This is a genomic window from Crossiella sp. S99.2 (assembly GCF_023094165.1).
GTDB lineage: Bacteria > Actinomycetota > Actinomycetes > Mycobacteriales > Pseudonocardiaceae > Crossiella.
Map to the genome: position 1 here is coordinate 54575 of NZ_JALMDK010000009.1, position 25061 is coordinate 79635.

Here is a 25061-nt window from a genome sequence, read left to right on the forward strand (position 1 = left end):
CCTAGTACAGCTACGCATTGACCTTGGGCGATATGTCCGGGAATACTTTCCGGCCAAATAGAGAACTTTATTAACTATTTGGGCCGCCGGCCCAGGAATGCCGAGGGTTCATGCGTGTTCCCCGCCCTGCCCTGCTCCGAACCGTGGCGGTCACCACCGCGGTGGCCCTCGGTGCGGTGATGGTGAGCGCGGCGTCCGCCAACGCGGCCGCCAGTGGCCAGATCCGGCTCGACGGCGTGGGTTACGCCCACGACGAGACCAAGATCGGTTACCTGATGGCCCCCGCGAGCAGCGAGGGCGCCCGGTTCACGGTGGTCGACACCGCGGGCCGCACCGTGCTCGCGGGCAAGGCCGGGGCCAGCCTCGGCAGCTGGAACGCCGGCTACGCCGCGGTGCACCCGCTGGACTTCTCCGCGCTCAAGCGGCCCGGCAGCTACCGGGTCACCGTCTCCGGCTCGGTGCAGGCCAGCTCGGCCACCTTCAAGATCGGCACCGCCCGGGAGCTGTTCGGCCCGGTCGCGGACAAGACCTTCGACTTCTACGCCGCCCAGCGCGACGGCGGCGATGTGGTGCCCGGCAAGCTGAATCGCCAGCCCGCGCACCTCAGCGACGCCAAGGCCACCGTCTACGACACCCCGAAGTTCCGGCCGGACGACCAGCTGGCCGAGCCGCTCAAGCCGACCGGGCAGACCGTCGACCTCGAAGGCGGGTGGGTGGACGCCGGCGACTTCGTCAAGTTCACCTCCAACACCGCCTACACCATCGGCGAACTGCTGCTGGTGCAGCGCGCGGGCAACCGCGACCGCACCCTGGCCAGCGAGATCGACTTCGGGCTCAAGTGGCTGGACAAGGCCTGGGACGAGAAGTCCAAGACCTTCTACGTGCAGGTCGGCATCGGCGTGGGCAGCCCGGACCTGGGCATCCTCGGCGACCACGACGTCTGGCGGCTGCCGGAGACCGACGACAAGCTCCAGGTGAAGCCCGGCGACGAGAAGTACTTCATCAAGCACCGCCCGGTGTTCCGGGCCGCCGCGCCGGGCGAGAAGATCAGCCCCAACCTGGCCGGTCGCGCCGCGGCCGCCTTCGCGCTGGCCGCCCAGGTGGAGGCCCGCCGCGACTGGCGCAAGGCCAAGTACTACCTGGAGCAGGCCGCCTCGGTCTTCGCCCAGGCCAAGACCACCGACGTCGGCCAGCTCACCACCGCGTTCCCGCACTCCTACTACCCGGAGAACTCCTGGACCGACGACCTGGAGTACGGGGCCACCCAGCTCGCGCTGGCCGGGTACGCCCTCGGCGACCGCCGGGCCGACGGCTGGGCCACCGCGGCGACCGAATGGGCCAAGGCGTACCTGGCTTCCGGTGACCAGGACACGCTGAACCTGTACAACACCAGCGCACTCGGCCACACCGACCTGGTGAAGGTGTTGCGCACCAAGTGGGTCCGCAACGCGCAGGTGACCGAGGCGCAGCTGATCGGCGACCTCAGGCGGCAGCTGGACAAGGGTGTGACCCGCGCGGCGACCAGCCCGTTCCGCACCGCGGTGGACATCACCGCCTTCGACGTGGCCACCCGCAGCTTCGGCTACGCGGCCACCGTCGAGCTGTACCGCTCGGTGACCAGGGACCGCGGCTACGACGCCTTCGGCTCCCAGCAGCGCAACTTCGCCCTGGGCGCCAACTCCTGGGGCCTGTCCCTGGTGATCGGCGTCGGCCCCCGGTTCCCGTACTGCCCGCACCACCAGGCGGCCAACCTCTCCGGCAGCACCACCGGCGGGGAGAAGATCCTGGTCGGCGGCGTGGTCAACGGGCCGAACGCGGAGGGGAAGTTCGCCAGCCTCGGCGACCTGCCGGGCGGCGGCGTGGAGTGCACGCACCCGATGGCGGCCTTCGACGGGCAGGGCTCCCGGTTCGTCGACGACGTCCGGGCCTGGCCGAGCAGCGAGCCCGCGATCGACTACACCGCAACCGGAACACTGGCGCTGGGCCTGACCGCCCTGCGCTGAGCACACGCACAACTTGGGCCAACTGGTACGCCCGCTTGGGCAAAACCGGCGTACCAGTTGGCCCAACTCGCCGGAAGATCGGCACGCCAGGCGAAGTCGCCGACAGACGTGCTGGTGGCGGCCTCCTGACCCCGACCGGGGGCCGTCACCAGCCCACCAAAGCCAAGCCCGCCAACGAGATCCCGGCCACCAGCGCGGTGGATCCCGCGCCCAGCACCAACGCGCGTGGCCCGGTGGCCAGCAACTCCTTGAGCCGCACCGTGCTGCCGAGGGCGAACAACGCCCCGGCCATCAGCACCGTCGCCGCCAGTTTCGCCACGTCGAGCACCGGCACCGGCAGGATTCCACTGCTGCGCACCAGGATCATCGCCACGAAGCCGAGCACGAACACCGGCGGCAGCCAGCGTCCCTGCCGACGGCCCACGATGGCCACCAGCGGCGCGAGCAGCACCACCCGGCTCAGCTTCACCACCACGGCCACCGACACCGCCGCCGCACCCGCGGGCGCCGCGCCGACCAGCACCTGCGCCACCTCGTGCACGCTCGCCCCGGCCCAGCCGCCGGTGGCCCGCGCGGACAGCCCGAGCAGTTCGGCGACCAGGGGCAGCGCGAGCATCCAGACGCTGCCGAACAGGGTGACCAGCGCCACCGCGGTGGCCACATCCCGGTCCCGCCGCGGCACCACGCCCTCCATCGCGGCCACCGCGGCCGCGCCGCAGATCGAGAACCCGGTGGCCACCAACGTGCTCAGTCCCGCGGGCAGCCCGAGCCAGCGGCCGAGCAGCCGGGTGCCGAGGAAGGTGCCCGAGACGGTGGCCAGCACCACCACCAGCATGCCGCCGCCCAGGTCCAGCACATCGGTCACCGCGAGTTGCAGGCCGAGCAGCACCACCCCGGCGCGCACCAGCCGCTTGGCCGCCCAGGCCAGTCCGGGGCCGCAGCGCTCCGGCAAGAAACCCAGGTTCCCCACCGCGATGCCCAGCACCACCGCCACGGTCAGCGCGCTCACCGCGGGCGCCACCGCCGCCACCGCCAGCGCGATCGCCACACCGATGGCGACCACGGCCAGACCCGGCGCCATTGCCAGGCCACGCACAGAAGTCCTCACCACCTCAGAGTCGCCCCGTCTGTGACACTCCGGTAGGCCGTCTTCGGCAGGTCGTCATACCCTCCGGTTATGAGCAAGCCGCCGGACCCCGAGTCACTCGCCCTGCTCGTCCGGCTCGCCGAGCTGGGCAGCCTGGGCCAGGCCGCCACCCAGCTGGGCATCAGCCAGCCCGCGGCCAGCAAACGCCTGGCCACCCTGGAGAAGCGGCTCGGCCTGGCGCTGGTGGACCGCAGCACCAGGGGCTCCACCCTCACCGAGTCCGGCCAGATGGTCACCGAATGGGCCAAACGGGTACTCGCCGAACTGGACGTGCTGCTGCACGGCGCGGCCGCGTTGCGCGCCCGCCGGGTGGCGCAGCTGAGCGTGGCGGCCAGCATGACCGTGGCCGAGCACCTGGTGCCCGGCTGGATCACCGAACTGCGCCGCGGCAACCCCGAGCTGTACGTGGGCCTGCAGGTGACCAACTCCGCCGCGGTGGCCGAACTGGCCCGCCGCGGCGAGGTCGACCTCGGCTTCGTCGAATCCCCGGCGGTGCCGCGCGGCCTGCGCACCCGGCGGGTGGCGGTGGACCGGCTGGCCGTGGTGGTCGCGCCGGGACATCCGTGGGCGAAACGGCGCAGGCCGGTTGGACCGGGGGAACTCGTGGGTACCCCGCTGGTGGTCCGCGAACGGGGTTCCGGCACCAGGGAAACCCTCGAACGGGCGATGGAACGCACTGGAGTGGGTAAGGTCCGGGCGCTCGTCGAACTGGGCTCCACCACGGCCGTGCGCGGCGCGGTGGCCGCCGGATCGGGTCCGGCGGTGCTCAGCGTGCTCGCGGTCGAGGCGGACCTGGCAGACCGGCGCCTGGTCGAGGTGCCGGTCAGTGGCATCGACCTGCGGCGGGAACTGCGGGCGGTGTGGCCTGCCGGCCGGACCCTGGCGGCGCCGGCGGCAGCATTGCTGGCAGTCGCGACCCGAGCTTCTCGCCCGGCCCGGTGACATCAACGCTACGGTGGGTTCAGATACCGCGATCAGAGGTAAGGAATGGCGGCCATGAAACGGTTCCTGCGCAAACTGCGCGGCGGCTTCGAGCCCGACCCGGTCGAGCCCGCCGACCCGCGGGAGGCCGCCGTGCTGTTCTGGCAGCGCTGGAACGACGAGCTGCTGCCGCAGGTGAGCGCCGCGCTCGGGGACAAGGACCCGGGCCGGGTGGAGAACCTGGTGGTCGAGGCGGTCACCGCGATCCACCCCAACCTCCAGTTCGCCGTCGAACGCGGCCAGCATGCCATCTACGCGCTGGTCCTGAGCGCCCAGGGCGACCCCGACCTGCGGCCCTACACCGACGCCTGGCTGGCCGCCGCGCCCGATCCCGGGCCGATGTGGGAGTTCTACGACGCGGTCCCGCCGGTGCCCGATCCCAACGAGGTCACCGTCAACCTCGGCGCGCACCGGCTGCCGCTGTCCCAGGTGCGGCTGGCCGCGCTGATCGACGAGGAGGCCGGGCTGGTCGACGTAGCGGTGTTCCACCCCGGCATCGCCGCCCTGGACGACGCGGGCAAGGCCGCGATGACCTTCCTGCCGCTGGACGCCACCCTGGGCGAGCGGCTGGCCGGGGACCGGCTGGGCCGGGTGGAGACCGCCGACGCCGAACCCGAGGACGCCATCACACTGGTCGAACTGCGCGAACTCGTGCGGGAGCTGGACCGCCGACACTCCGGCCGCTGACCGGCCGGAACTGTCGGTGGGGATGACTAGTCTTTCCTACTGTGACCAGGAACGACAGCAGTGAGCTAGCCGTCGCGCCGGAGGGCGTGCAGGACCTGTCCGCGGCGGTGCGCGAGCGCCACGCGGAGCTGGCCCAGGAGATCACCGACCACCAGTACCGGTACTATGTGACCTCCCCGATCATCTCCGACGCCGAGTTCGACCTGCTCTTCCGCGAGCTGCAACGGCTGGAGGCCGAGCACCCGGTCCTGATCACCCCCGACTCGCCCACTCAGCGGGTCAGCGGCAGCTTCGCCACCGAGTTCGTCCCGGTGGACCACCTGGAGCGGATGCTCAGCCTGGACAACGCGTTCAACGCCGAGGAACTCCAGGCCTGGGTGGAGCGGGTGCAGAAGGAGGTCGGCGCGGACGCGCACTTCCTGTGCGAGCTGAAGATCGACGGCCTCGCGGTCAACCTGCTCTACCGGGACGGGCGGCTGGAACGCGGTCTCACCCGCGGCGACGGGCGCACCGGCGAGGACGTCACGCTCAACCTGCGCACCCTGGCCGACGTGCCCGAACGCCTGGTCGGCACGGACGGGTACCCGGTGCCGGAGCTGGTGGAGATCCGCGGCGAGGTCTTTTTCACCCTGGTGGAGTTCGCCGAGCTGAACGCCGCGCAGGTGGAGGCGGGCAAACCGCCCTTCGCCAACCCGCGCAACGCGGCGGCCGGCTCGTTGCGGCAGAAGGACCCCAAGGTCACCGCGAGCCGCCCGCTGCGGATGATCTGCCACGGCCTTGGCAAGCGCGCGGGCTTCGAGCCGGAGCGGCAGTCCGACTCCTACAACGCGCTGCAAGCCTGGGGATTGCGGGTGTCCGCGCACACCCGAGTTCTGTCCACAGTGGACGAGGTCACCGCGCACATCGCCTACTGGGGTGAGCACCGGCACGACGCCGAGCACGAGATCGACGGCGTGGTGGTCAAGGTCGACGAGGTCACCCACCAGCGCCGCCTGGGCGCCACCTCCCGCGCCCCGCGCTGGGCGATCGCCTACAAGTACCCGCCGGAGGAGGTCACCACCCAGCTGCTCGACATCCGGGTGAACGTGGGCCGCACCGGCCGGGTCACCCCGTTCGCGGTGACCGAGCCGGTCAAGGTGGCCGGATCGGTGGTCGCGCGAGCCACCCTGCACAACGCCAACGAGGTCCGGCGCAAGGGCGTGCTGATCGGCGACCGGATCGTGCTGCGCAAGGCGGGCGATGTCATCCCCGAGGTGCTCGGCCCGGTGGTGGAGGCCCGCGACGGCAGCGAACGCGAGTTCCTGATGCCGACGGAGTGCCCGGAGTGCGGGGCCACGCTGCGGCCGATGAAGGAGGCGGATGTGGACATCCGCTGCCCGAACGCCGAGTTCTGCCCCGGCCAGCTGCGCGAGCGGCTGTCCTACCTGGCAGGCCGGTCCGCGCTGGACATCGAGGTGCTCGGCTTCGAGGCCGCCGCCGCCCTGGTCGGCTCTACTGTATACACTAACGAGCGCGATCTATTCGACCTGGACGCGGCCAAGCTGGTCCAGGTCCCGCTGTTCCGCACCATGGCCGGCGAGCTGTCCGCGAACGGGCAGAAGCTGCTGGAGAACCTGGAGGCGGTCAAGACCCGGCCGCTGTGGCGGATCCTGGTCGCGCTGTCCATCCGGCACGTGGGCCCCAAGGCCGCCCGGGACCTGGCTCGTGAGCTGGGCTCGATCGAGGCGATCGCGGCGGCCGATGAGGAGCGGTTGGCCGCGGTCGACGGGGTCGGCCCGACCATCGTGGCGGCCGTGCGCGAGTGGTTCGAGGTGGACTGGCACCGCGCGGTGGTCGAAGCCTGGGCCGCGGCGGGTGTCCAGCTGGCCGAGCAGCGCGACGAGTCGGTGCCGCGCACGCTGGACGGACTGTCCATTGTGGTCACCGGCAGCCTGCCGGGCTTCTCCAGGGACGAGGCCAAGGAGGCCATCCTGTCCCGGGGCGGCAAGGCGGTCGGCTCGGTGTCGAAAAAGACCAGCTTTGTCGTGGTCGGCGAGGCACCAGGATCCAAGTACGACAAGGCGGTGCAGCTCAGGGTGCCGGTCCTCGACGAGGACGGCTTCCGGGTGCTGCTGGAATCCGGTCCGGCGGCGGCCACCGAGGTCGCCGCGATCGGTGAGGACGGGAGTGCGCGGGATGGGGATGGGGATTCGGGTCCGCAAGGCTGACCCCGGCGAGATCGAGGCGGTCGGCGCGGTCACCGTGGCGGCCTACGCCGCCGCCGAGGTCATCCCGGAGGGCAGCGGCTATGAGGAGAAACTGCGCGACGCGCAGGCCCGCTCGGACGGCGCGGAGCTGCTGGTCGCGGTGAACGGCGACGGCGCCGTGCTCGGCACGGTCACCGTGGTGCACCCGGGCACGATCTTCGCCGAGATCTCCCAACCGGGTGAGCTGGAGTTCCGGATGCTGGCCGTCGACCCGGCCCAGCGCGGCCGCGGCATCGGCGAGGTGCTGCTCCGCGCGGTGCTGGAACGCGGCCGTGACCTGGGCGTGAGCCGGGTGGTGATGTGCAGTGCGAAGAACATGACCGCCGCGCACCGGCTCTACGAGCGGCACGGGTTCACCCGGTTGCCGTCGCGCGACTTCTCCCCGGTTCCGGGAGTCTGGCTGCAAGGCTTCGTCCGGGAACTCAGCTAGGAGCGAGCAATGCTTCCGCTGCTGCAGTGCTGTCCCAACGGCAACCGACCGGCGGAGGCGCACCCCGCCGTGCCCATCACCCCCTGGCAACTGGCCAGCACGGTGGCCGAGGTCGCCGAACTGGGCGTCACCTCGGTGCACCTGCACCCGAGGGACGCGGTCGGCCTGGAGACCCTGGCCGGCCCCGAACTGGCCACCGTGGTCGCCACCGTGCGCGCCGCGGCCCCCGGCGTGGAGATCGGCGTCAGCACCGGGGCCTGGATCACCCCCGACCCGGTGCGCCGCGCCCAGCTCGTCGCGGGCTGGTCCGGCCTGGCCGCGGGCCGTCCCGACGTGGCCTCGGTGAATGTGCACGAACCCGGCTGGCTGGAGGTCTGCGCGGTGCTGCACCGGGCGGGCATCGGCATCGAACTGGGCGTGTTCACCATCCCGGCCGCCGGCCGCCTGCGGGCCGCCGGTGGCCCGCCACCCGGCACGGTCCGGGTGCTGGCCGAGGTCCAGGAAACCCACCCGGACCGCTCCCTGCCCGCCGCCACCGCCCTGCTCGACGCCCTGGACTTCCTGCCGGACGACCTGCCGATCCTGTTGCACGGCGAGGAGGCCGGCGCCTGGCCGGTCCTGGCCGAGGCCGCCCGCCTGGGGCTGCCGCGCCGGATCGGGTTGGAGGACACGCTGGTGCTGCCCGACGGCGAGCCAGCCGCGGACAACTCGGAGCTGATCCGGGCCGCCCAGGCGTTCTGACCCGGTCAGGTCAGCACCGGTCCGGCCCGTTTCACCGTGCGGATCACCGGCGCGGTCTCCGCGGTGTGCACCTCGTCCAGTCCGCCGATCCGGTCGGTCAGATACCGGTACAGCGCACCGGAATCGCGGCAGGCCACCATCGCGGTCAGGTTGGTCCGGCCGGTGGTGACCGCGCTGAAGACCACCTCCGGGTGGGCGGCGATCGCCGCGGCGACCCGGCGCAGCGCCGAGGGCCGGACGGTCAGCCACAGCCGCGCCTCGGCCCGCAGGCCCAGCGCCGCCGGGGGCAGATCCACCTCGAACACCAGCACTCCGGCGGCGCGCAGGCCCTCGATCCGGCGCTTCACCGTGGACTCCGACCAGCCGGTGGCGGCGGCCAGTTCGGTGTGCCGGGTCCGGCCGTCCCTGGCGAGTGCGGCCAGCAGCGTGTGATCGCCCTCGTCCAGTGCCACCTCGGGGCCGGATTCGCCGAGCAGGGCGTGCGCGCTGACGTCCAGGACCCGGCTGGTGCGCGGCAGTTTGTCCATCAGCAGCTGGTCGCGGGCGGTGTCGGAGCTGGCCTGGACGTTGCAGGAGATCTCGGTGCCGCCGGCGAGCAGGTGCACCCAGAAGGTGTCCGGGCGGCGGGCCAGCGCGGTGGCGATGGGGTCGGCGGCGTCGGGGGTGCAGCGGATGCGCAGGGTCCAGGAGGTGCGGCCGATCAGCGGGCCGTCGACCGAGCCGACCACCCGCAGCACCCCGGCCGCGCGCAGCTTCTGGTACCGGCGGGCCACGGTGTTCTCCGAGACCTCCAGGGCCGCGGCGATCCGGCGGAACGGGGCCCGCCCGTCCGCCCGGAGCCGGCTGACGATTTCCCGCTCCAGCTCGTCCAGCATGACGGATTCCACCGGATCACGGTAAGCCACGGGCGGAAATCCGCACCCCGAGCCAACGCTGGGGGCATGACAACACGGATTCTGGTGACCGGGGCGACCGGCAACGTCGGCCGCGAGCTGCTCGCTCAGCTGTCGGAGGTGGAAGTCGTTACGCCACAACGAGATCGGGTCGATCTGGCGCGGCCGGAGAGCCTGCGGGACTGTCTGCGCGGGGTGGACGCGGTGTTCCTGCTCTGGCCACTGCACAGCGGCGCGGCCCTGCCCGGCGTGCTGGCCGAGATCGCCCGGCACGCGCGCCGGGTGGTGTTCCTGGGTTCGGGCGGGGTGCGCGACCTGAGCATGGACCGGCAGGAGGAGCTGATCCGCCGCTGCGGTCTGGAGTGGACGGTGTTGCGGCCGAGCACGTTCGCGGTCAACACCCGGTGGTGGGCAGGGCAGATCCGGGCCGGGGACCAGGTGCGCGGCAGTCACGGCGGGCTGGGCATGGCGCTGCTGCACGAGGCGGACATCGCGGCGGTCGCGGTGCGCGCGCTCACCGCGGACGGCCATCACGGCCGGGTGTACCGGCTCACCGGGCCCGCGGTGCTCAGCCAGGCCGAGCAGGTGCGGATCCTCGGCGAGGTGCTCGGCCGCCCGCTGCGCTGGGTGGAACTCGACCGGCCCGCCGCCCGCGCCCAGCTGATCGCCGACGGCATTCCACTGTCCTTTGTGGACGTCCTGCTGGATGCCTACGCGACCATGGCCGCCCAGCCCGATCCGGAGATCACCGCTGACGTGGCTGCGGTGACCGGTCGGCCAGCCCGCACCTTCCGGCAGTGGGTGGCCGACCACCGGGCCGAGTTCTAACCCAGGTCGTGCTCGTGCGCGTAGATCACCGCGTGCACCCGGGTGCGCAGTCCGAGTTTGGCCAGCACCCTGGCCACGTGGGTTTTCACCGTGCCCTCGCCCACGCCGAGTTCGGCGGAGATCTCGGCGTTGCTCAGCCCGCGGGCCAAGGCGCGCAACACGGTTCGCTCCCGGCCGGTCAGCGCGGCCAGTTCCGGTCCCGGCGGCGCGGGTGAGAGTTCGGCGAACCGCCGCACCAGGCTGCCGGTCACCTTGGGATCGATCAGCCCGTGCCCCTGGTGGGCCGCCCGGATCGCGCTGGTCAGCAGCTCGGGATCGTTGTCCTTCAACAGGAATCCGGCCGCCCCGGCCCGCAGCGCGCGGTAGAGGTAGTCGTCCAGGTCGAAGGTGGTGAGCACCAGGATCCGGGCCGGGGTGCCTGCCAGCTCCTCGATCGCGGACAGGCCGTCCTGGTGCGGCATCCGGATGTCCATCAGCACCACGTCGGGGCGGCGCCAGCGGGTCAGGTGCACGGCCTCGGCGCCGTTGGCCGCCTCGCCGACGATCTCGATATCGGGTTCGGCGGAGAGCAGCAGGCGCAGTGCCTCGCGCACGGGTTGCTGGTCGTCGGCCAGCAGCACCCGGATCATCGCGGGTCCCAGGGCAGCACCGCGTGCACCCGCCAGCCACCGTCGACCGGCCCCGCCGCACAGGAGCCGCCGAGCAGCTCGGCCCGCTCCCGAAGGCCGCGCAGACCGTGGCCGCCGCTGTTCGACGCCGGCCCGCCCGACCCGTTGTCGCTGACCGTGATCTCCAGCTCCGTCCCGTTCCGCCGCAACTCCACCTCGATCTCCGCCGCGCCCGCGTGCCGCACCGCGTTGGTCAGCGACTCCTGCACGATCCGGTAGGCGTGCTGCCCCAGCAACTCCGGCACCGGCGTGTCCGCCCCGCGCACGGTGATCCGCGGCCCGCCGTGGCCCAGCCGCGCCGTCAGCTCCGGCAGCCGGTCCAGTCCCGGCTCCTCCCGCAGCGCCGCCAGCAACTCGCGGGTCTCGGTCAGCGCCGTCGCGGACAGCTCGGTGATCCGTTCCAGGGCGCCCGGCGCGGCCGTGGGCACCCGGCTGCCCGCCATGGCCTGCAACCGGATTGCGGTCAGGTGGTGGCCCACCGCGTCGTGCACGTCGCGGGCGATCCGCAGCCGCTCGTCCGCGACCACCCGGCCCAGTTCGGCCCGCCGCAGCGAGGCCGCCGACTCCACCCGCTCCCGGTGCAGCCGCAACGCGGTCCCGGCTGCGATCGGGGACAGGCCCAGCAGCAGCGCCTCGGTGATGAACGGGGTCGCGGGCGGGGCGGGCGCGGCGAGACCGTAGAGCACGGTCCAGGTCAGCGACAACGTCACCACCAGCGCGAACCGGTCCCGCCGGTGGTAGACGGCGGAGCAGAACGCGGCCGCGGTGACCGTGCGGCCGGACCAGCCGGGCAGGCCGGTGCCCAGGAAGGCGATCACCGCGCAGACCAGGGCCACGCCGACCGGGTACCGGCGGCGCAGCACCAGCGGCAGGCTCAGCGCCAGGCTGGCCAGCACCGGCGGCCAGGACAGCGTGCCGCGTTCCAGCAGCACGCCGCCGGCCAGGGCGAGGAAGGCGGCCCCGGCCAGGAGGGCGTCCTGGCGCAGGGGCCGCGACAAGGCGATCACGGGGTCAGTGTTCAGGGATTGGCCGGGCAGGTCGTGCCGTTTGGCGGAAGTGCGCCGGTGGTGAAGTAGCGGTGCACGTGGTCCCGCAGGCAGCGGTTGCCGCCGTAGAGGTAGTTCGCGTGCGCGCCGTCCACCGCGATGTGCCGGGAACCGGGCAGCTGCGCGGCCACCCGGCGACCGTAGTCCACTGTGGTCACCGCGTCGTGGATGCCGTCGGCCAGCAGCGACGGCGGCCGGAGCGCGGGCCGGATCGGTTGCGGAGCAAAGGGTTTCACCGCGGGGAAGCCGGTGCACTTGAGCACGTTCACCCACGCGTGCCGCCAGCCCAGCAACGGCGCCACGGTGGCGCGGACATCCGCCACGATCCGGCTCACTTCCGCGTACCCGGTGGGGTAGGGAAAATCCGAGCAGCTGATCAGCCGGTTGACGTCGGTCTCCACCGGGATCGACGGCACGCCAACGAGTTTGCTGGCATCGCCCGCCGCGGCCTCGGCGATGCCCTCGGCCAGCCGCGGCCACTCCCGCTCGAAGTCCGAGAAGGTGCTGGAGATGATCCGCGAGGCCGTGCCCGGCCCGCCGTGCACCGCCCCCGGCGCCGGGATCGGCTGCCGCTCGGCACGGGCCACCAGCTCGGTCCACACCCGCACCAGATCCCGCCCGTGCAGCGCGCAACTCTGGGTGCGATCACACCATTGGGCGAACCGGTGCAGGTTCCGCTCGGTCACCGCGGCCCGCGAGGCCACCCAGTCCCGCTGCGAGCGGTTGGTGTGGTCGTACACGCTGTCCAGGAAGAACCGCCCGGCCCGGTGCGGGAACAGGGACAGGTAGGCCTGGCCGAACACGGTGCCGTAGGAGTTGCCCAGGTAGCGCAACCGGGATTCGCCGAGCGCGGCCCGCAGCGCGTCCAGGTCGTGCGCGACCTGCCTGCTGTCCAGCTTGCCTGCCAGCGGTCCGGCCGCGGCCGTGCAGCTCTCGCCGAAAGCCCGGCTGCGCACGGTGTACTCGTCGAAGGCGGCCTTGGTCGGAAAGGTCCATTCCAGCGGCATGGGGGCCGGACTCGGGCAAGTGATCCCGGCGCTGCGGCCCATCCCACGCGGGTCGAACAGGACCACGTCGTACCACTGGGTCAGGTCGGTGAACTGCTCGCGCAGGTGCGGCAGCAGGTCGATGATCGCGCCCGGCCCGCCGGGGTTGATCACGATGGAGCCGAGGCGGCGGGACTGGTCGCGGGCGGGGAAGCGGGCCAGGCCGAGGTCGAAGCGCGGGCCGGCGGGGGCGGCGTGATCGGTGGGCACGGACAGGGCGGCACACTGGAGGCCGGGGCCGCAGTCCCGCCAGGACAACGAGGGCGGCGGACTCGGCTCGACGGCGTCGGCCATGGGGCTCGGGACGGGCAGGGCACTGGCGGGTTGCCCGATCAGCGCGGCCAGCGTCGCGCCGACCGCCGCGGCGAGCACCCGAAAGGTCAAGTTCACCCGCCCAGGCTCGCCGCCCGGACGGTCCCGCCGCGTCTGCAATCCGGCAGACGCGGGCCGCCGGAACCCGCGCTAGTCGGGCAGGACCACCGCGACGATCCCGGCCAGGTGCGCCAGCCTGGCCACCTCCGCCGCCCGGAACATCGGCCCGCCCGGCCGTCCCACCAACAGCACCCGCTCCGGGTTGCCCAGCGGGGTGGCGGCCAGCTCGGTGCCCAGCTCCTGCCAGGTCTCCGGCACCCACGGCTCCTCGCCGTCGAGCACCGTCGCCTTGTGCAGCGGCAGCCAGGGCAGCTCGATGGCCTTGGTTTCCGGCGCGGCGCTGCTGGCCGCCATCCGGTACGGGCCGTCGCCGTTGACGCCGACCACCACGGCCCAGCCGGCCCGGATGATCCGCGGCACGCCCTCGGTGAACACCGCCAGCCCCTTGCGCGGCTCGGCGGCGATCTCCTCGACCAGTTCCAGCTCACGGTGGGTGTTCAGGATGCCCGCGTACGGCCGGACCGCGTCCACCTCGACGCCCTCGACCGATTCGGCCGCGGTGATCAGCACGTCCGGCAGGCGGCCCGAGGGCAGCTCCACCACCAGGTCGTCGATGGCCACGCCGACCCCGCGTTCGACCACGTCCACGCTGAGAATGTCGGCCCCGATCTCCCCGAGCGCCGACGCGACCGCCCCCAGGGTGCCGGGACGGTCGGGTAGCTGCACGCGGATCAGGAAGGACACGGCCGCCGATTGTCGCAGACCCGGATGACAACGCCGATTCCGCCGTCCACATGTCGGGAGAACCCGCCCAGTTATCCACAGCGTGACCGTCCGACCAACAACCCGTTCGGGACCGCGCATGGGTGCGCCATAGACTCGCCCCGAACAATGCCCCGCATCCGGGCAGCAACTTTCAGGGAGTCCACCAGTGCCCACCATCTCGCGCGACGAGGTAGCGCACCTGGCCAGACTGGCCAGGCTCGCCGTCACCGATGCCGAACTGGACCTGTTCGCCGGCCAGCTGGACGGCATCATCCAGGCGGTGGCCAAGGTCGGCGAGGTAGCCGCCGAGGACGTCCCGCCGACCTCGCACTCGGTGCCGCTGACCAACGTCTTCCGCGCCGACGAGATCGTGCCCTGCCTGTCACACGAGGACGCGCTCGCCGCCGCGCCCGCCAGCGAAGACGGCCGCTTCCGCGTGCCGCGCATCCTCGGGGAGGCGTGATCATGACTGACCTGACCAGGCTCACCGCGGCCGAGCTGGCCGCGAAGATCCACTCGCGGGAGGTCTCCGCGGTGGAGGTCGCCAAGGCGCACCTGGACCGGGTGGCCGCGGTGGACGGCGCGGTGCACGCCTTCCTGCACGTGGACACCGCGGGCGCGCTGGCCGCCGCCGAGGCCGTGGACAAGTCCATCGCCGCCGGAGAGGCCCCGGCCTCGCCGCTGGCCGGGGTGCCGCTGGCGCTCAAGGACGTGCTCACCACCAAGGGCGTGCCCACCACCTGCGGCTCCAAGATGCTCGAGGGCTGGATCCCGCCGTACGACGCCACCGTCACCCGGCGGCTGCGCGAGGCGGGCGTGGTCATCCTCGGCAAGACCAACATGGACGAGTTCGCGATGGGCTCCTCCACCGAGAACTCCGCCTACGGCCCCACTCGCAACCCGTGGGACCTGGACCGCATCCCCGGCGGCTCCGGCGGCGGCTCCTCCGCCTCGCTGGCCGCCTTCGAGGCCCCCCTGGCCATCGGCACCGACACCGGCGGCTCGATCCGCCAGCCCGGCGCGGTCACCGGCACCGTCGGCGTCAAGCCCACCTACGGCGGCGTTTCCCGCTACGGCCTGGTCGCCTTCTCCTCCTCGCTGGACCAGGCCGGGCCGTGCGCGCGCACCGTGCTGGACGCGGCGCTGCTGCACGAGGTCATCGCCGGGCACGACCCGCTCGACTCCACCTCGCTGAACGTGCCGGTGCCACCGGTGGTCGCGGCCGCCCGCCAGGGCGCCACCGGCGACCTGTCCGGCCTGCGCATCGGCGTGGTCAGCGAGTTCAGCGGCGACGGCTACCAGCCGGGCGTGCTGCGCTCCTTCGAGGCCGCGGTGGCCACCCTGGAGAAGCTGGGCGCGGAGGTCGTCGAGGTCTCCTGCCCCAACTTCACCTACGCGCTGCCCGCCTACTACCTGATCGCGCCCAGCGAGTGCTCCTCCAACCTGGCCCGCTTCGACGCCATGCGCTACGGCCTGCGGGTCGGCGGCGACGACCCGTCGCTGGACGCCGAGCAGGTCATGTCGCTGACCCGCGAGGCCGGGTTCGGCGCCGAGGTCAAGCGCCGGGTCATCCTGGGCACCTACGCGCTCTCCGCCGGCTACTACGACGCCTACTACGGCTCGGCGCAGAAGGTCCGCACGCTCATCTCGCGGGACTTCAGCACCGCGTTCGAGCAGGTCGACGTGCTGATCTCGCCGACCACGCCGACCACGGCCTTCCGCATCGGCGAGCGCACCGCCGACCCGATGCAGATGTACCTGGCCGACCTGTGCACCATCCCGGCCAACCTGGCGGGCAACGCGGCGATGAGCGTGCCCAGCGGCCTCTCCGACGAGGACGGGCTGCCGGTCGGGCTGCAGATCATGGCGCCCGCGCTGGCCGATGAGCGGATGTACCGGGTGGCCGCGGCCTATGAGGTCGCGCGCAACGACGCCGAGGGCGGTGCGCAGATCCACCGGGTGCCGGACCTCGCGGCGGGCGTGCGGTGAGCGAACGCAGTGAGCGGGAGGACACCCGCCAGGCGGTCGGCCAGGTGCTGCGGGGACTGGAACTGTTCCCGCTGCCCGAGGGCTGGACGCCGATCGAGGCGCTCGCGGTGGTGAAGTGCCTGGACGCCAGCGGCACGCCCACCTGGTGTACCCGGCGCACCGCCGGGATCAACGACGAGGAACTGCTCGGGACGATGGTGCTCCAGTCCGAGCTGCTCAAGCGGGACATCCTGTCCGACTGGGAGGACGACGGCGATGACGACTGACGTCACGGCAGACCTGCTGCCCTACTCCGACGTGGTCGAGCGCTTCGACCCGGTGCTGGGGCTGGAAGTGCACGTCGAGCTGCACACCAACACGAAGATGTTCTGCGGATGTCCGACACAGTTCGGCGCCGACCCCAACACCCAGGTCTGCCCGACCTGCCTCGGCCTGCCCGGCGCGCTGCCGGTGGTCAACGGCAAGGCGGTCGAGTCGGCCATCCGGATCGGTCTCGCGCTCAACTGCGAGATCGCGGAGTGGTGCCGGTTCGCGCGCAAGAACTACTTCTACCCGGACATGCCGAAGAACTTCCAGACCTCGCAGTACGACGAGCCCATCGCCTTCAACGGCTACCTGGACGTGGTGCTCGACGACGGCGAGATCTTCCGGGTGCAGATCGAGCGCGCGCACATGGAGGAGGACACCGGCAAGTCGCTGCACGTCGGCGGCGCGACCGGGCGCATCCACGGCGCGGAGTTCTCCCTGCTGGACTACAACCGGGCAGGCGTGCCGCTGATCGAGATCGTCACCAAGACGATCCACGACACCGGTGAGCGCGCGCCCGAGGTGGCCCGCGCCTACGTCAGCGCGCTGCGCGACCTGCTCAAGGCCCTCGACGTCTCCGACGTGCGGATGGACCAGGGCTCGCTGCGCTGCGACGCGAACGTCTCGCTGATGCCCAAGGGCAGCACCGAGCTGGGCACCCGCTCGGAGACCAAGAACGTCAACTCGCTGCGCAGCGTCGAGCGGGCCGTGCACTTCGAGATGCGCAGGCACGCCGCGGTGCTGACCAGCGGCGGCGAGGTCATCCAGGAGACCAGGCACTTCGACGAGTCCACCGGCAGCACCAGGGCCGGACGGCGCAAGGAGACCAGCGAGGACTACCGGTACTTCCCGGAGCCCGACCTGGTGCCGATCGCGCCCACCCGGGACTGGGTCGAGGAGCTGCGGGCGACCCTGCCCGAACTGCCCTGGCAGCGCCGCAAGCGCATCCAGCAGGACTGGCAGCTCTCCGACCTGGAACTGCGTGACCTGGTCAACGCGGGCGCGCTGGACCTGGTCGCGGCCACCGTCGAAGCGGGCGCCTCGCCGGATGAGGCCCGCTCCTGGTGGGTGGCCTACCTGTCCCAGCAGGCCAACACCCAGGGCATCGAACTGACCGCGCTGGCCATCACCCCGGCCCAGCTGGCCAGGGTGATCGTGCTGGTGGCCGAGGGCAAGCTGACCAACAAGCTGGCCCGCCAGGTCGTCGACGGCGTGCTCGCCGGCGAGGGTGACCCGGACACCGTGGTGCAAGCCCGCGGCCTGGTCGTGGTCTCCGACGACTCGGCCCTGCTCGCCGCGATCGACGAGGCCCTGGCCGCCCAGCCGGACGTGGCCGAGAAGATCCGCGCCGGCAAGGTCGCCGCGGCCGGCGCCGTGGTCGGCGCGGTCATGAAGGCCACCAAGGGCCAGGCCGACGCCAAGCGCGTCCGCGAACTCATCCTGGAACGCTGCGCCCAGTAGCAAGCTCGTACGACTTGGCCCAACCGGTACGCCCGGTTGGGCCAAGTCGTACGCCGAGTTGGGCCAAGTGGGCAGGGTGGCCTAGTCGTTCCCGCCGCCCCCGCCGCCCTGCGGCGGCAGTACGAACACCCGGTCGTCGCTGGACACCGGTTTGCCGCCGGCCTTGTTCAGCGTGCCCACCCAGGAGTTGCCGTCCGGCGCCAGGTCGACCCCGCCGAGCTGCCCGTAGACGCCCTTCAACGTGGTCTCCGGCCGGCCGGTGAACGCGCCGGTGTTGCTCAGCGCCAGGTTGAACATGCCCGCGCCCGCGGTCAGCGCCACCGACAACCGGTCGGTGTAGGCCGCGCAGCCCGCCACACCAGGGCGGTCCGGCCAGGTCCAGGCCGGGGTGCCCAGCGGCTTGCCCAGGGCGAGCTTGTAGACCACGTCCTGCTTGTCAGCGCGGTCGGTGACCCAGGTGCTGCGGTGGTCGCTGGTGCTGCAGATGCCGCCGGGGCTGGTCAGACCGTTGGCGATGACCGCGCTGGCCGCCGTCGGATTGCCCTCGGCGGGCTTGCCGGAGGTGGTGATCCGCAGGACCTTGCCGGCCAGCGAGGCGGGATCGTTGGCGGCGTTGCCGTTGCCCGCGTTGCCGGTGGCCACCAGCAACGCGCCGGTGCGGTCCTTGGCCAGCGCGCCGCCGTTGTTGCGCGCGCCGCGCGGGATGCCGGTGAGCACCGGCTTGGGGCCGTCACCCTTGGCGATGCGCACCACCCGGTTGTCCGCGCCGGTGGTGATGTAGGCGAAGACCAGGCCGTCCTCGGCGTAGCTGGGCGAGAGCGCCAGGCCGGTCAGCCCGCCGCCACCGGCGCCGTCCACCGGGATGCGGGCGAACTCGACCGGGGCCTGGCCGGGCTGGACCTTGAAGATCCGGCCGCTGACCCGCTCGGCGGCCAGCGCCGACTGCCCGTCCGGCAGCACCGCGACCGCGGCCACCTGGTCCAGGCAGGTCGCCACCACGGCGGGGTCGAAGTCCTTGCAGCCATCCGGCGGCGGCACCGGGGTGTTCGGCCGCTGCTGCTGGCCACCGCCGCTGCCGCCCCCGCCGCCACCGGGCGGCGGACCGCCCTGCGGCTGCAGCCGGGGCTGTTCGGTCCAGTCGGCCTGGCGGACCTCGGGGAAACTCGCGCAGCCGGAGACCAGCAGGGCGAGCGCCACCATCCCGACAAGGGACGTCCGTCGCGTCGAACCCGGGGCTGGCATGGTCACCAGGGTAGGTGGGCGCAGGTGAACCCGGGGTTAGAGTCGGCGGGTGACCCTGACAGTGCTCTTGCCCGACTACCCGGGGGCCGCCGAGCTGGTCTCCGCGATCGACGGGGTGCGGGTGGTCAGTTACGACCCGCAGGACCAGCTCAGCATGCCCGCCGAGGCGGTTGAGGCCGAGGTCTTCGTGCCCCCGTTCCTGGCCTCGCGCAAACTGGTGCCGCTGGCGAAGACCTTCCCGAAACTCAAGCTGGTGCAGCTGCTCAGCGCGGGCGCCGAGGCGTGGATCGGCGCGCTGCCCGAGCACGTGCGGCTGTCCAACTGCCGGGGCGCGCACGGCGGCAGCACCGCGGAATGGGTGGTCGGCGCGCTGCTGTCGATCTACCGCGACTTCCGCGAGTTCGACGCCGCCCAGCGCGCGGGGGAGTGGACCTACCACCCGACCGACACCCTCCAGGACAAGCGGATCCTGGTCGTCGGCGCCGGTGATCTGGGCTACCAGCTCGAACGCAGGCTGACCCCGTTCGACACCGAGGTCACCCTGGTCGGCCGCACCGCGCGGGCGGGCGTGCGTGGCGAGGACGAGCTGCCCGACCTGCTCGGCAACTACGACGTGGTGATCGTGGTGGTGCCGATGACCGAGGACACCCGGCACCTGGTGGACGCCAAGTTCCTGGCCTGCATGGCCGATGGCGCGATCTTCGTCAACGCCGCCCGCGGCCCGGTGGTGGACACCGACGCGCTGCTGGCCGAACTCACCAGCGGCCGCCTGCGCGCCGCCCTGGACGTCACCGACCCGGAGCCGCTGCCTGCCGGCCACCCGCTGTGGACCGCGCCGAACCTGCTGCTCACCCCGCACGTGGCGGGCAGCGTGGCCGGTCAGCACCAGCGGGCGTTCACCATCGTGGCCCGGCAGATCGCCCAGTTCGCCGCCGGCCAGGACCCGGACAACCTGATCCGCGGCAGCTACTGACCCAGCCCGGCCGCCACCGGGCCCAACCTCCGCGGCGAGGCCGATCTCACAGGCCCGCGCGCTGACCAGCGCCGTTGCCGCGTCCACCGCTCGCGCGCCGAACCCCGGCCCACCGCCCGGGTCGCCGAAGTGGCCCGGATCACCTAGCCTGCTTGGGCGTGAGCACTCACGACAGCGGCCCCGGCACCAGCGGGGGCGCGCACCACTTCGACGACGCGGGCTACACGGCCACCGGAACCACGGCGGCGCTGCCCGTTGACCAGGCCGGCGGTGCGGACACCGTGCGGCGCAAGCCCTTCGCGTGGAACGGTGGCGCCGACCTCGGGCTGCTCGTCCTGCGCCTGGTGCTCGGTGGCACGTTCATCGCGCACGGCGCGCAGAAACTCTTCGGCGCGTTCAACGGACCGGGCATCAGCGGATTCGCCAAATTCCTGGAGTCCTTCGGGTTCCAGCAGACCCGGATCCTGGCCTACGTCACCGGGATCACCGAGCTGGGCGGCGGCGCGCTGATCGTGCTCGGCTTCCTGACCCCGCTCGGCGCGGCCGGACTGCTCGGCGTGATGATCAACGTGGTCACGCTGAAGTGGAACAACGGCTTCTTCCTCGGCTCCACCGGCACCGGCTTCGAGTTCGACCTGGTGCTCGGCGCCCTGGCCGCCGCGCTGCTCTTCCTCGGCCCCGGCCGCGCCGCGCTGGACAACGGCCGCGCCTGGGCGCGCGTCCCACTCCCGTGGGGCGTGCTCTTCCTCCTGGTCGCGGCAGGCTCCTCGGTAATCACCCTGGTAGTCCTCCGCTAACCCACTCCGCTCGTCAATTTGGCCCAACTGGTACGCCCAGTTGGGCCAAATTGGCGTCCCAGTTGGGCCAACTGGCCGTTATTTGCCGGGGTCGCGGACGGCGCCGGTGGCGGCTGAGGTGGCCAGCCGGGCGTAGGCGCGCAGGGCCTTGGACACCGGGCGCTGCCGGTCCACCGGCTGCCACGGGTTCTCGCTGGCCTCCATCTTGGCCCGCCGCTCGGCCAGCACCGCCGCGTCCACCAGCAGTTCCAGCTTGCGCTGGTGCACGTCGATGACGATCTCGTCCCCGTCCTGGACCAGCCCGATCAGCCCGCCGTCGGCCGCCTCCGGCGAGATGTGCCCGACCGAGATGCCCGAGGACCCGCCGGAGAAGCGGCCGTCGGTGATCAGCGCGCACACCTTGCCCAGCCCGGCGCCCTTGAGGAACGCGGTGGGGTGCAACATCTCCTGCATCCCCGGCCCGCCCGAGGGGCCCTCGTAGCGGACCACCACGACCTCGCCGGGCTGCACCTGCTTGCCCAGGATCGCCGAGACCGCCTGCTCCTGGCTCTCCACCACCCGGGCCGGGCCGCGGAAGACCCACAGCTCCTCGTCGATGCCGGCGGTCTTGATCACCGCGCCGTCCTCGGCCAGGTTGCCGCGCAGCACCGCCAGGCCGCCGTCCTTGGTGTAGGCGTGCTCCCGGTCCCGGATGCAGCCGCCCGCCGCGTCGGTGTCCAGCGAGGACCAGCGGTTCTCGGTGGAGAATGCCTGGGTGGTGCGCACCCCGCCGGGCGCGGCGTGGAACAGCTCCACCGCCTCGGCCGAGGGCGATTCGGCGCGGATGTCCCAGGCGCCCAGCCACTCGTCGATGTTCGCGCTGTGCACCGTGTGCACCGCGCGGTTGAGCAGCCCGCCGCGGTCCAGTTCGCCCAGGATGGCCGGGATGCCACCGGCCCGGTGCACGTCCTCCATGTGGTAGTCGGAGTTCGGGCTGACCTTGGCCAGGCAGGGCACCCGGCGGCTGACCGCGTCGATGTCGGCCATGGTGAAGTCGATCTCCGCCTCGTGCGCGGCGGCCAGGATGTGCAGCACCGTGTTGGTCGAGCCGCCCATGGCCACGTCCAGGGCCATCGCGTTCTCGAACGCGGCCCGGTTGGCGATGTTGCGCGGCAGCGCGGATTCGTCGTCCTGCTGGTAGTACCGCTTGGCCAGCTCCACCACGGTGGTGCCGGCCCGCTCGAACAGCGCCCGGCGGGCGGCGTGCGTGGCCAGGGTGGATCCGTTGCCGGGCAGGGACAGCCCGAGCGCCTCGGTGAGGCAGTTCATCGAGTTCGCGGTGAACATGCCGGAACAGGAGCCGCAGGTCGGACAGGCTGAGCGCTCCACAATGGACAGGCCCTCGTCATCGACGTCCGGGCTGGCCGAGGCGGCGATCGCGGTGATCAGGTCGGTGGGCGCCTGGGCGACCCCGTCCACCACCACGGCCTTGCCTGCCTCCATCGGCCCGCCGGAGACGAAGACCACCGGGATGTTCAGCCGCAGCGCGGCCATCAGCATGCCGGGGGTGATCTTGTCGCAGTTGGAGATGCACACCAGCGCGTCCGCCGCGTGGCCGTTGACCATGTACTCCACCGCGTCCGCGATCAGCTCGCGGGAGGGCAGCGAGTAGAGCATGCCGCCGTGCCCCATGGCGATGCCGTCGTCCACCGCGATGGTGTGGAACTCCCTGGCCACCCCGCCGGCCTCGGCGATCTTCTCGGCCACGATGTCCCCGAGGTCGCGCAGGTGCACGTGGCCCGGCACGAACTGGGTGTAGGAGTTGGCGATCGCCACGATCGGCTTGCCGAAGTCGGAATCGGTCATACCGGTGGCGCGCCACAGCGAACGGGCGCCTGCCGCGTTGCGGCCGTGGGTGGTCACGCGGGAGCGGAGCGGGGGCACTGCTCCTCCTTAACGGGGTTCGTCAGTCTTTGCCGGGTTCGGTCGTGCCGGACTCGCCGAAGCGGCCGCCACTGGCCTGGGCCAGCGCGTCCAGATCGCGCACCCGCACCGCGGGCAGCGTGACCTCGGACTCGTCGGCCAGCACGGCCTTCACGCCGGAGCGCTTGGTCAGTCGCAGCGAGGCGATGTCCGACCAGGCGATGCTGCGGGCGCCGAACATCGTGCGGATGCGCACCTGTTCGGCGTCGACCACGGTCCTGGTGCGGATCACCCACAGGACCAGTGCGATTGGCACCAGGTAGATCACCTGGAGCCCCGGCGCGCCGAAGGCGAGTGGTGTCGCGCACAGGAACAGCAACGCCACCGGAATCATAGCCGTGGTGGGGATCCGGAAAATCAGTCCGCTCACGGAACCGATCCTCCCACGTGCGTGAACACCCCCTGTCGAAGGTTCTATGTCCCTCGGTCGTGTCCAACATGCGGGAGTACCGTCCCGCAGAGTTGACGCCTGTCCCGGCCAAGGACTAGCGTCGACAGGGTGCAGCGCAAGACTTTCCTCCTCGTACTTCCCAGGCGCGTCGACGCCTAGGAAGCACTCGTCGACGCGCAACCCTCGTATGGCCGACCCGGGCCGACGAGGGTTTTTTGTTGCCCTTAGCTTGCTCACACCGAACACGAGGCAGACCCGATGACCCAGGTGAGGCCCACGCCGCCGCCCCCGCCGTCCCAGGGGGCAAGACCCCGCCCGACCCCGCCGGCCGGCGCTCCGGTCCGGGTGACCGGCGCGCAGTCGCTCGTGCGTTCGCTCGAGTCGGTGGGCTGCGAGATCGTCTTCGGCATCCCCGGCGGCGCCATCCTGCCCGCCTACGACCCGCTGCTGGATTCCACCAAGCTGCGGCACATCCTGGTCCGGCACGAGCAGGGCGCGGGCCACGCCGCCTCCGGGTACGCCCACGCCACCGGCCGGGTGGGTGTGTGCATGGCCACCTCCGGACCTGGCGCGACCAACCTGGTCACCCCGATCGCCGACGCCTACATGGATTCCATCCCGATGGTCGCGATCACCGGTCAGGTGGCCCGCTCCTCCATCGGCACGGATGCCTTCCAGGAAGCCGACATCTGCGGCATCACCATGCCGATCACCAAGCACAACATCCTGGTGACCGAGGCCGCGGACATCCCGCGCGCGATCGCCGAGGCATTCCACATCGCCAGCACCGGCCGGCCCGGCCCGGTCCTGGTCGACCTGCCCAAGGACATCCTGCAGGCCACCACCTCCTTCACCTGGCCGCCGGAGATGCGGCTGCCCGGCTACCGGCCGACCACCAAACCGCACGGCAAGCAGGTGCGCGAGGCGGCCAAGCTGATCGCCGCGGCCAAGCGCCCGGTGCTCTACGTCGGCGGCGGCGTGGTCCGCGGCCAGGCCAGCGCCGAACTGCTCGACCTGGCAGAGCTGACCGGCATCCCGGTGGTCACCACGCTGATGGCCCGCGGCGCCTTCCCCGACTCGCACCGCTCGCACCTGGGCATGCCGGGTATGCACGGCACGGTCGCCGCGGTGGCCGCGCTGCAGCGCTCGGACCTGCTGATCACCCTGGGCGCGCGTTTCGACGACCGGGTCACCGGCCAGCTGGGCACCTTCGCGCCGGACGCGCAGGTCATCCACGCCGACATCGATCCGGCCGAGATCTCCAAGAACCGCAAGGCCGATGTGCCGATCGTGGGCGATGTGAAGGACATCATCGCCGACCTGGTCCCGGCGGTGCGCGCCGAGTACGACGGCGGCACCAGGGCGGACATCTCCGCCTGGTGGACCATGCTCAACGACATCCGCGGCTCGTTCCCGCTGGGTTATGACTGGCCCGCCGACGGTTCGCTGTCCCCGCAGTACTGCATCGAGCGGATCGGCGCGCTGGTCGGGCCGGACGCGGTCTACACCGCGGGCGTCGGCCAGCACCAGATGTGGGCCGCCCAGTTCGTCAAGTACGAGAAGCCGGCCACCTGGATCAACTCCGGCGGGCTGGGCACCATGGGCTTCGCCGTGCCCGCGGCCATGGGCGCCAAGGCGGGCCTGCCGGACACCCAGGTCTGGGCCATCGACGGCGACGGCTGTTTCCAGATGACCAACCAGGAACTGGCCACCTGCGCGATCGAGGGCATCCCGATCAAGGTCGCGGTGATGAACAACGGCAACCTGGGCATGGTCCGGCAGTGGCAGAACCTCTTCTACTCCGAGCGCTACTCCAACACCGACCTGGGCACGCACAAGCACCGCATCCCGGACTTCGTGCTGCTGGGCGAGGCGCTGGGCTGCGCCGGTCTGCGCGCGGAGACCAAGGACGAGGTCGACTCGGTGATCCAGCAGGCGATGGAGATCAACGACCGCCCGGTCGTGATCGATTTCGTGGTGGGCAAGGACGCGCAGGTGTGGCCGATGGTGGCCGCCGGCACCGGCAACGACGAGATCATGGCCGCGCGTGGCATCCGCCCGCTGTTCGACGAAGACGAGGTGTGAGG

Annotated in this window: 23 protein-coding genes; 14 read left to right on the top strand and 9 right to left on the bottom strand. The window is 72.0% G+C overall.

Translation table 11 applies throughout. From position 1 onward, the window contains the following. Positions 1-110 precede the first annotated feature (110 nt). Positions 111-2003 (top strand): glycoside hydrolase family 9 protein, encoded by a 1893-nt coding sequence (locus MZC64_RS30875; protein ID WP_247760740.1) that lies wholly within the window; start codon positions 111-113, stop codon positions 2001-2003. Between the two features lie 145 nt (positions 2004-2148). Here the strand turns inward: MZC64_RS30875 and MZC64_RS30880 are convergent, their stop codons facing one another. Then, positions 2149-3084: a YeiH family protein gene (locus tag MZC64_RS30880; RefSeq protein WP_247760920.1), complete on the bottom strand. Its 936-nt coding sequence runs from the start codon at positions 3082-3084 to the stop codon at positions 2149-2151. A gap of 96 nt (positions 3085-3180) precedes the next feature. Between MZC64_RS30880 and MZC64_RS30885 the strand changes: the two genes are divergently transcribed. Genes MZC64_RS30885 through MZC64_RS30905 form a run of 5 tightly spaced genes read left to right on the top strand, consistent with a single transcriptional unit; the run spans position 3181 to position 8235 of the window. Continuing rightward, positions 3181-4092 carry a LysR family transcriptional regulator gene (locus MZC64_RS30885; protein WP_247760739.1) on the top strand — a complete coding sequence of 304 codons (912 nt, stop codon included), beginning with the start codon at positions 3181-3183 and terminating at the stop codon, positions 4090-4092. A 54-nt stretch (positions 4093-4146) separates the two neighbouring features. Further along, positions 4147-4818 carry a hypothetical protein gene (locus MZC64_RS30890; protein ID WP_247760737.1) on the top strand — a complete coding sequence of 224 codons (672 nt, stop codon included), beginning with the start codon at positions 4147-4149 and terminating at the stop codon, positions 4816-4818. Between the two features lie 41 nt (positions 4819-4859). Further along, entirely contained in the window at positions 4860-7025 is a 2166-nt protein-coding gene (gene ligA, locus MZC64_RS30895) for an NAD-dependent DNA ligase LigA (protein ID WP_247760735.1), read from the top strand. Beyond that, on the top strand, positions 7000-7494 hold the full coding sequence (locus MZC64_RS30900; protein WP_247760734.1) for a GNAT family N-acetyltransferase: 495 nt from the start codon (positions 7000-7002) through the stop codon (positions 7492-7494). The genes ligA and MZC64_RS30900 overlap by 26 nt, the downstream gene beginning before the upstream one ends. Positions 7495-7503: 9 nt before the next feature. Continuing rightward, entirely contained in the window at positions 7504-8235 is a 732-nt protein-coding gene (locus tag MZC64_RS30905) for a 3-keto-5-aminohexanoate cleavage protein (RefSeq protein WP_247760733.1), read from the top strand. A 5-nt stretch (positions 8236-8240) separates the two neighbouring features. Here the strand turns inward: MZC64_RS30905 and MZC64_RS30910 are convergent, their stop codons facing one another. Next, positions 8241-9122, bottom strand: coding sequence for an Lrp/AsnC family transcriptional regulator (locus MZC64_RS30910; protein WP_247760729.1), 882 nt, complete (start codon positions 9120-9122; stop codon positions 8241-8243). 54 nt (positions 9123-9176) lie between these two features. Between MZC64_RS30910 and MZC64_RS30915 the strand changes: the two genes are divergently transcribed. Continuing rightward, the gene (locus tag MZC64_RS30915) at positions 9177-9956 is read left to right on the top strand and encodes a sugar nucleotide-binding protein (RefSeq protein WP_247760728.1); all 780 of its coding nucleotides are present in this window, start codon (positions 9177-9179) and stop codon (positions 9954-9956) included. Here the strand turns inward: MZC64_RS30915 and MZC64_RS30920 are convergent. The 4 genes from MZC64_RS30920 to MZC64_RS30935 all read right to left on the bottom strand — a co-directional run bounded on the left by MZC64_RS30920 (position 9953) and on the right by MZC64_RS30935 (position 13832). After that, entirely contained in the window at positions 9953-10585 is a 633-nt protein-coding gene (locus MZC64_RS30920; protein WP_247760726.1) for a response regulator transcription factor, read from the bottom strand. The two genes, MZC64_RS30915 and MZC64_RS30920, sit on opposite strands and share 4 nt — an antisense overlap. Continuing rightward, positions 10582-11631: a sensor histidine kinase gene (locus tag MZC64_RS30925; protein ID WP_247760725.1), complete on the bottom strand. Its 1050-nt coding sequence runs from the start codon at positions 11629-11631 to the stop codon at positions 10582-10584. Before MZC64_RS30925 ends, MZC64_RS30920 begins: the two co-directional genes overlap by 4 nt. Before the next feature lie 11 nt (positions 11632-11642). Then, positions 11643-13106, bottom strand: coding sequence for an alpha/beta fold hydrolase (locus tag MZC64_RS30930; protein ID WP_247760724.1), 1464 nt, complete (start codon positions 13104-13106; stop codon positions 11643-11645). A 72-nt stretch (positions 13107-13178) separates the two neighbouring features. Then, entirely contained in the window at positions 13179-13832 is a 654-nt protein-coding gene (locus MZC64_RS30935) for an ACT domain-containing protein (protein ID WP_247760723.1), read from the bottom strand. A gap of 187 nt (positions 13833-14019) precedes the next feature. On the opposite strand from MZC64_RS30935, the gene gatC reads away from it, so the two are divergent. Genes gatC through gatB form a run of 4 tightly spaced genes read left to right on the top strand, consistent with a single transcriptional unit; the run spans position 14020 to position 17609 of the window. Further along, on the top strand, positions 14020-14316 hold the full coding sequence (gene gatC / locus MZC64_RS30940) for an Asp-tRNA(Asn)/Glu-tRNA(Gln) amidotransferase subunit GatC (RefSeq protein WP_185009277.1): 297 nt from the start codon (positions 14020-14022) through the stop codon (positions 14314-14316). Between the two features lie 2 nt (positions 14317-14318). After that, positions 14319-15842, top strand: coding sequence for an Asp-tRNA(Asn)/Glu-tRNA(Gln) amidotransferase subunit GatA (gene gatA / locus MZC64_RS30945; RefSeq protein ID WP_247760722.1), 1524 nt, complete (start codon positions 14319-14321; stop codon positions 15840-15842). Continuing rightward, positions 15839-16108 carry a hypothetical protein gene (locus tag MZC64_RS30950; RefSeq protein WP_247760721.1) on the top strand — a complete coding sequence of 90 codons (270 nt, stop codon included), beginning with the start codon at positions 15839-15841 and terminating at the stop codon, positions 16106-16108. The genes gatA and MZC64_RS30950 overlap by 4 nt, the downstream gene beginning before the upstream one ends. After that, positions 16098-17609: an Asp-tRNA(Asn)/Glu-tRNA(Gln) amidotransferase subunit GatB gene (gatB, locus tag MZC64_RS30955; RefSeq protein WP_247760720.1), complete on the top strand. Its 1512-nt coding sequence runs from the start codon at positions 16098-16100 to the stop codon at positions 17607-17609. Before MZC64_RS30950 ends, gatB begins: the two co-directional genes overlap by 11 nt. An 81-nt stretch (positions 17610-17690) precedes the next feature. Here gatB and MZC64_RS30960 read toward each other — a convergent pair whose 3' ends face one another. Then, entirely contained in the window at positions 17691-18809 is a 1119-nt protein-coding gene (locus MZC64_RS30960; protein WP_247760718.1) for a sorbosone dehydrogenase family protein, read from the bottom strand. Positions 18810-18900: 91 nt separating this feature from the next. Between MZC64_RS30960 and MZC64_RS30965 the strand changes: the two genes are divergently transcribed. Further along, positions 18901-19824 (top strand): 2-hydroxyacid dehydrogenase, encoded by a 924-nt coding sequence (locus MZC64_RS30965; protein ID WP_247760717.1) that lies wholly within the window; start codon positions 18901-18903, stop codon positions 19822-19824. Between the two features lie 158 nt (positions 19825-19982). Next, entirely contained in the window at positions 19983-20621 is a 639-nt protein-coding gene (locus MZC64_RS30970) for a DoxX family protein (RefSeq protein WP_247760716.1), read from the top strand. Positions 20622-20699: 78 nt separating this feature from the next. Here MZC64_RS30970 and ilvD read toward each other — a convergent pair whose 3' ends face one another. Together ilvD and MZC64_RS30980 are read right to left on the bottom strand one after the other, a co-directional pair. Further along, positions 20700-22544, bottom strand: a complete 1845-nt coding sequence (gene ilvD / locus MZC64_RS30975; protein WP_247760714.1) for a dihydroxy-acid dehydratase — start codon at positions 22542-22544, stop codon at positions 20700-20702. Positions 22545-22566: 22 nt separating this feature from the next. Then, positions 22567-22953 carry a PH domain-containing protein gene (locus MZC64_RS30980; RefSeq protein ID WP_247760712.1) on the bottom strand — a complete coding sequence of 129 codons (387 nt, stop codon included), beginning with the start codon at positions 22951-22953 and terminating at the stop codon, positions 22567-22569. Positions 22954-23232: 279 nt separating this feature from the next. Here MZC64_RS30980 and MZC64_RS30985 point away from each other — a divergent pair, with 279 nt between their 5' ends. Continuing rightward, positions 23233-25059, top strand: coding sequence for an acetolactate synthase large subunit (locus MZC64_RS30985; RefSeq protein ID WP_247760711.1), 1827 nt, complete (start codon positions 23233-23235; stop codon positions 25057-25059). Positions 25060-25061: the final 2 nt, after the last annotated feature.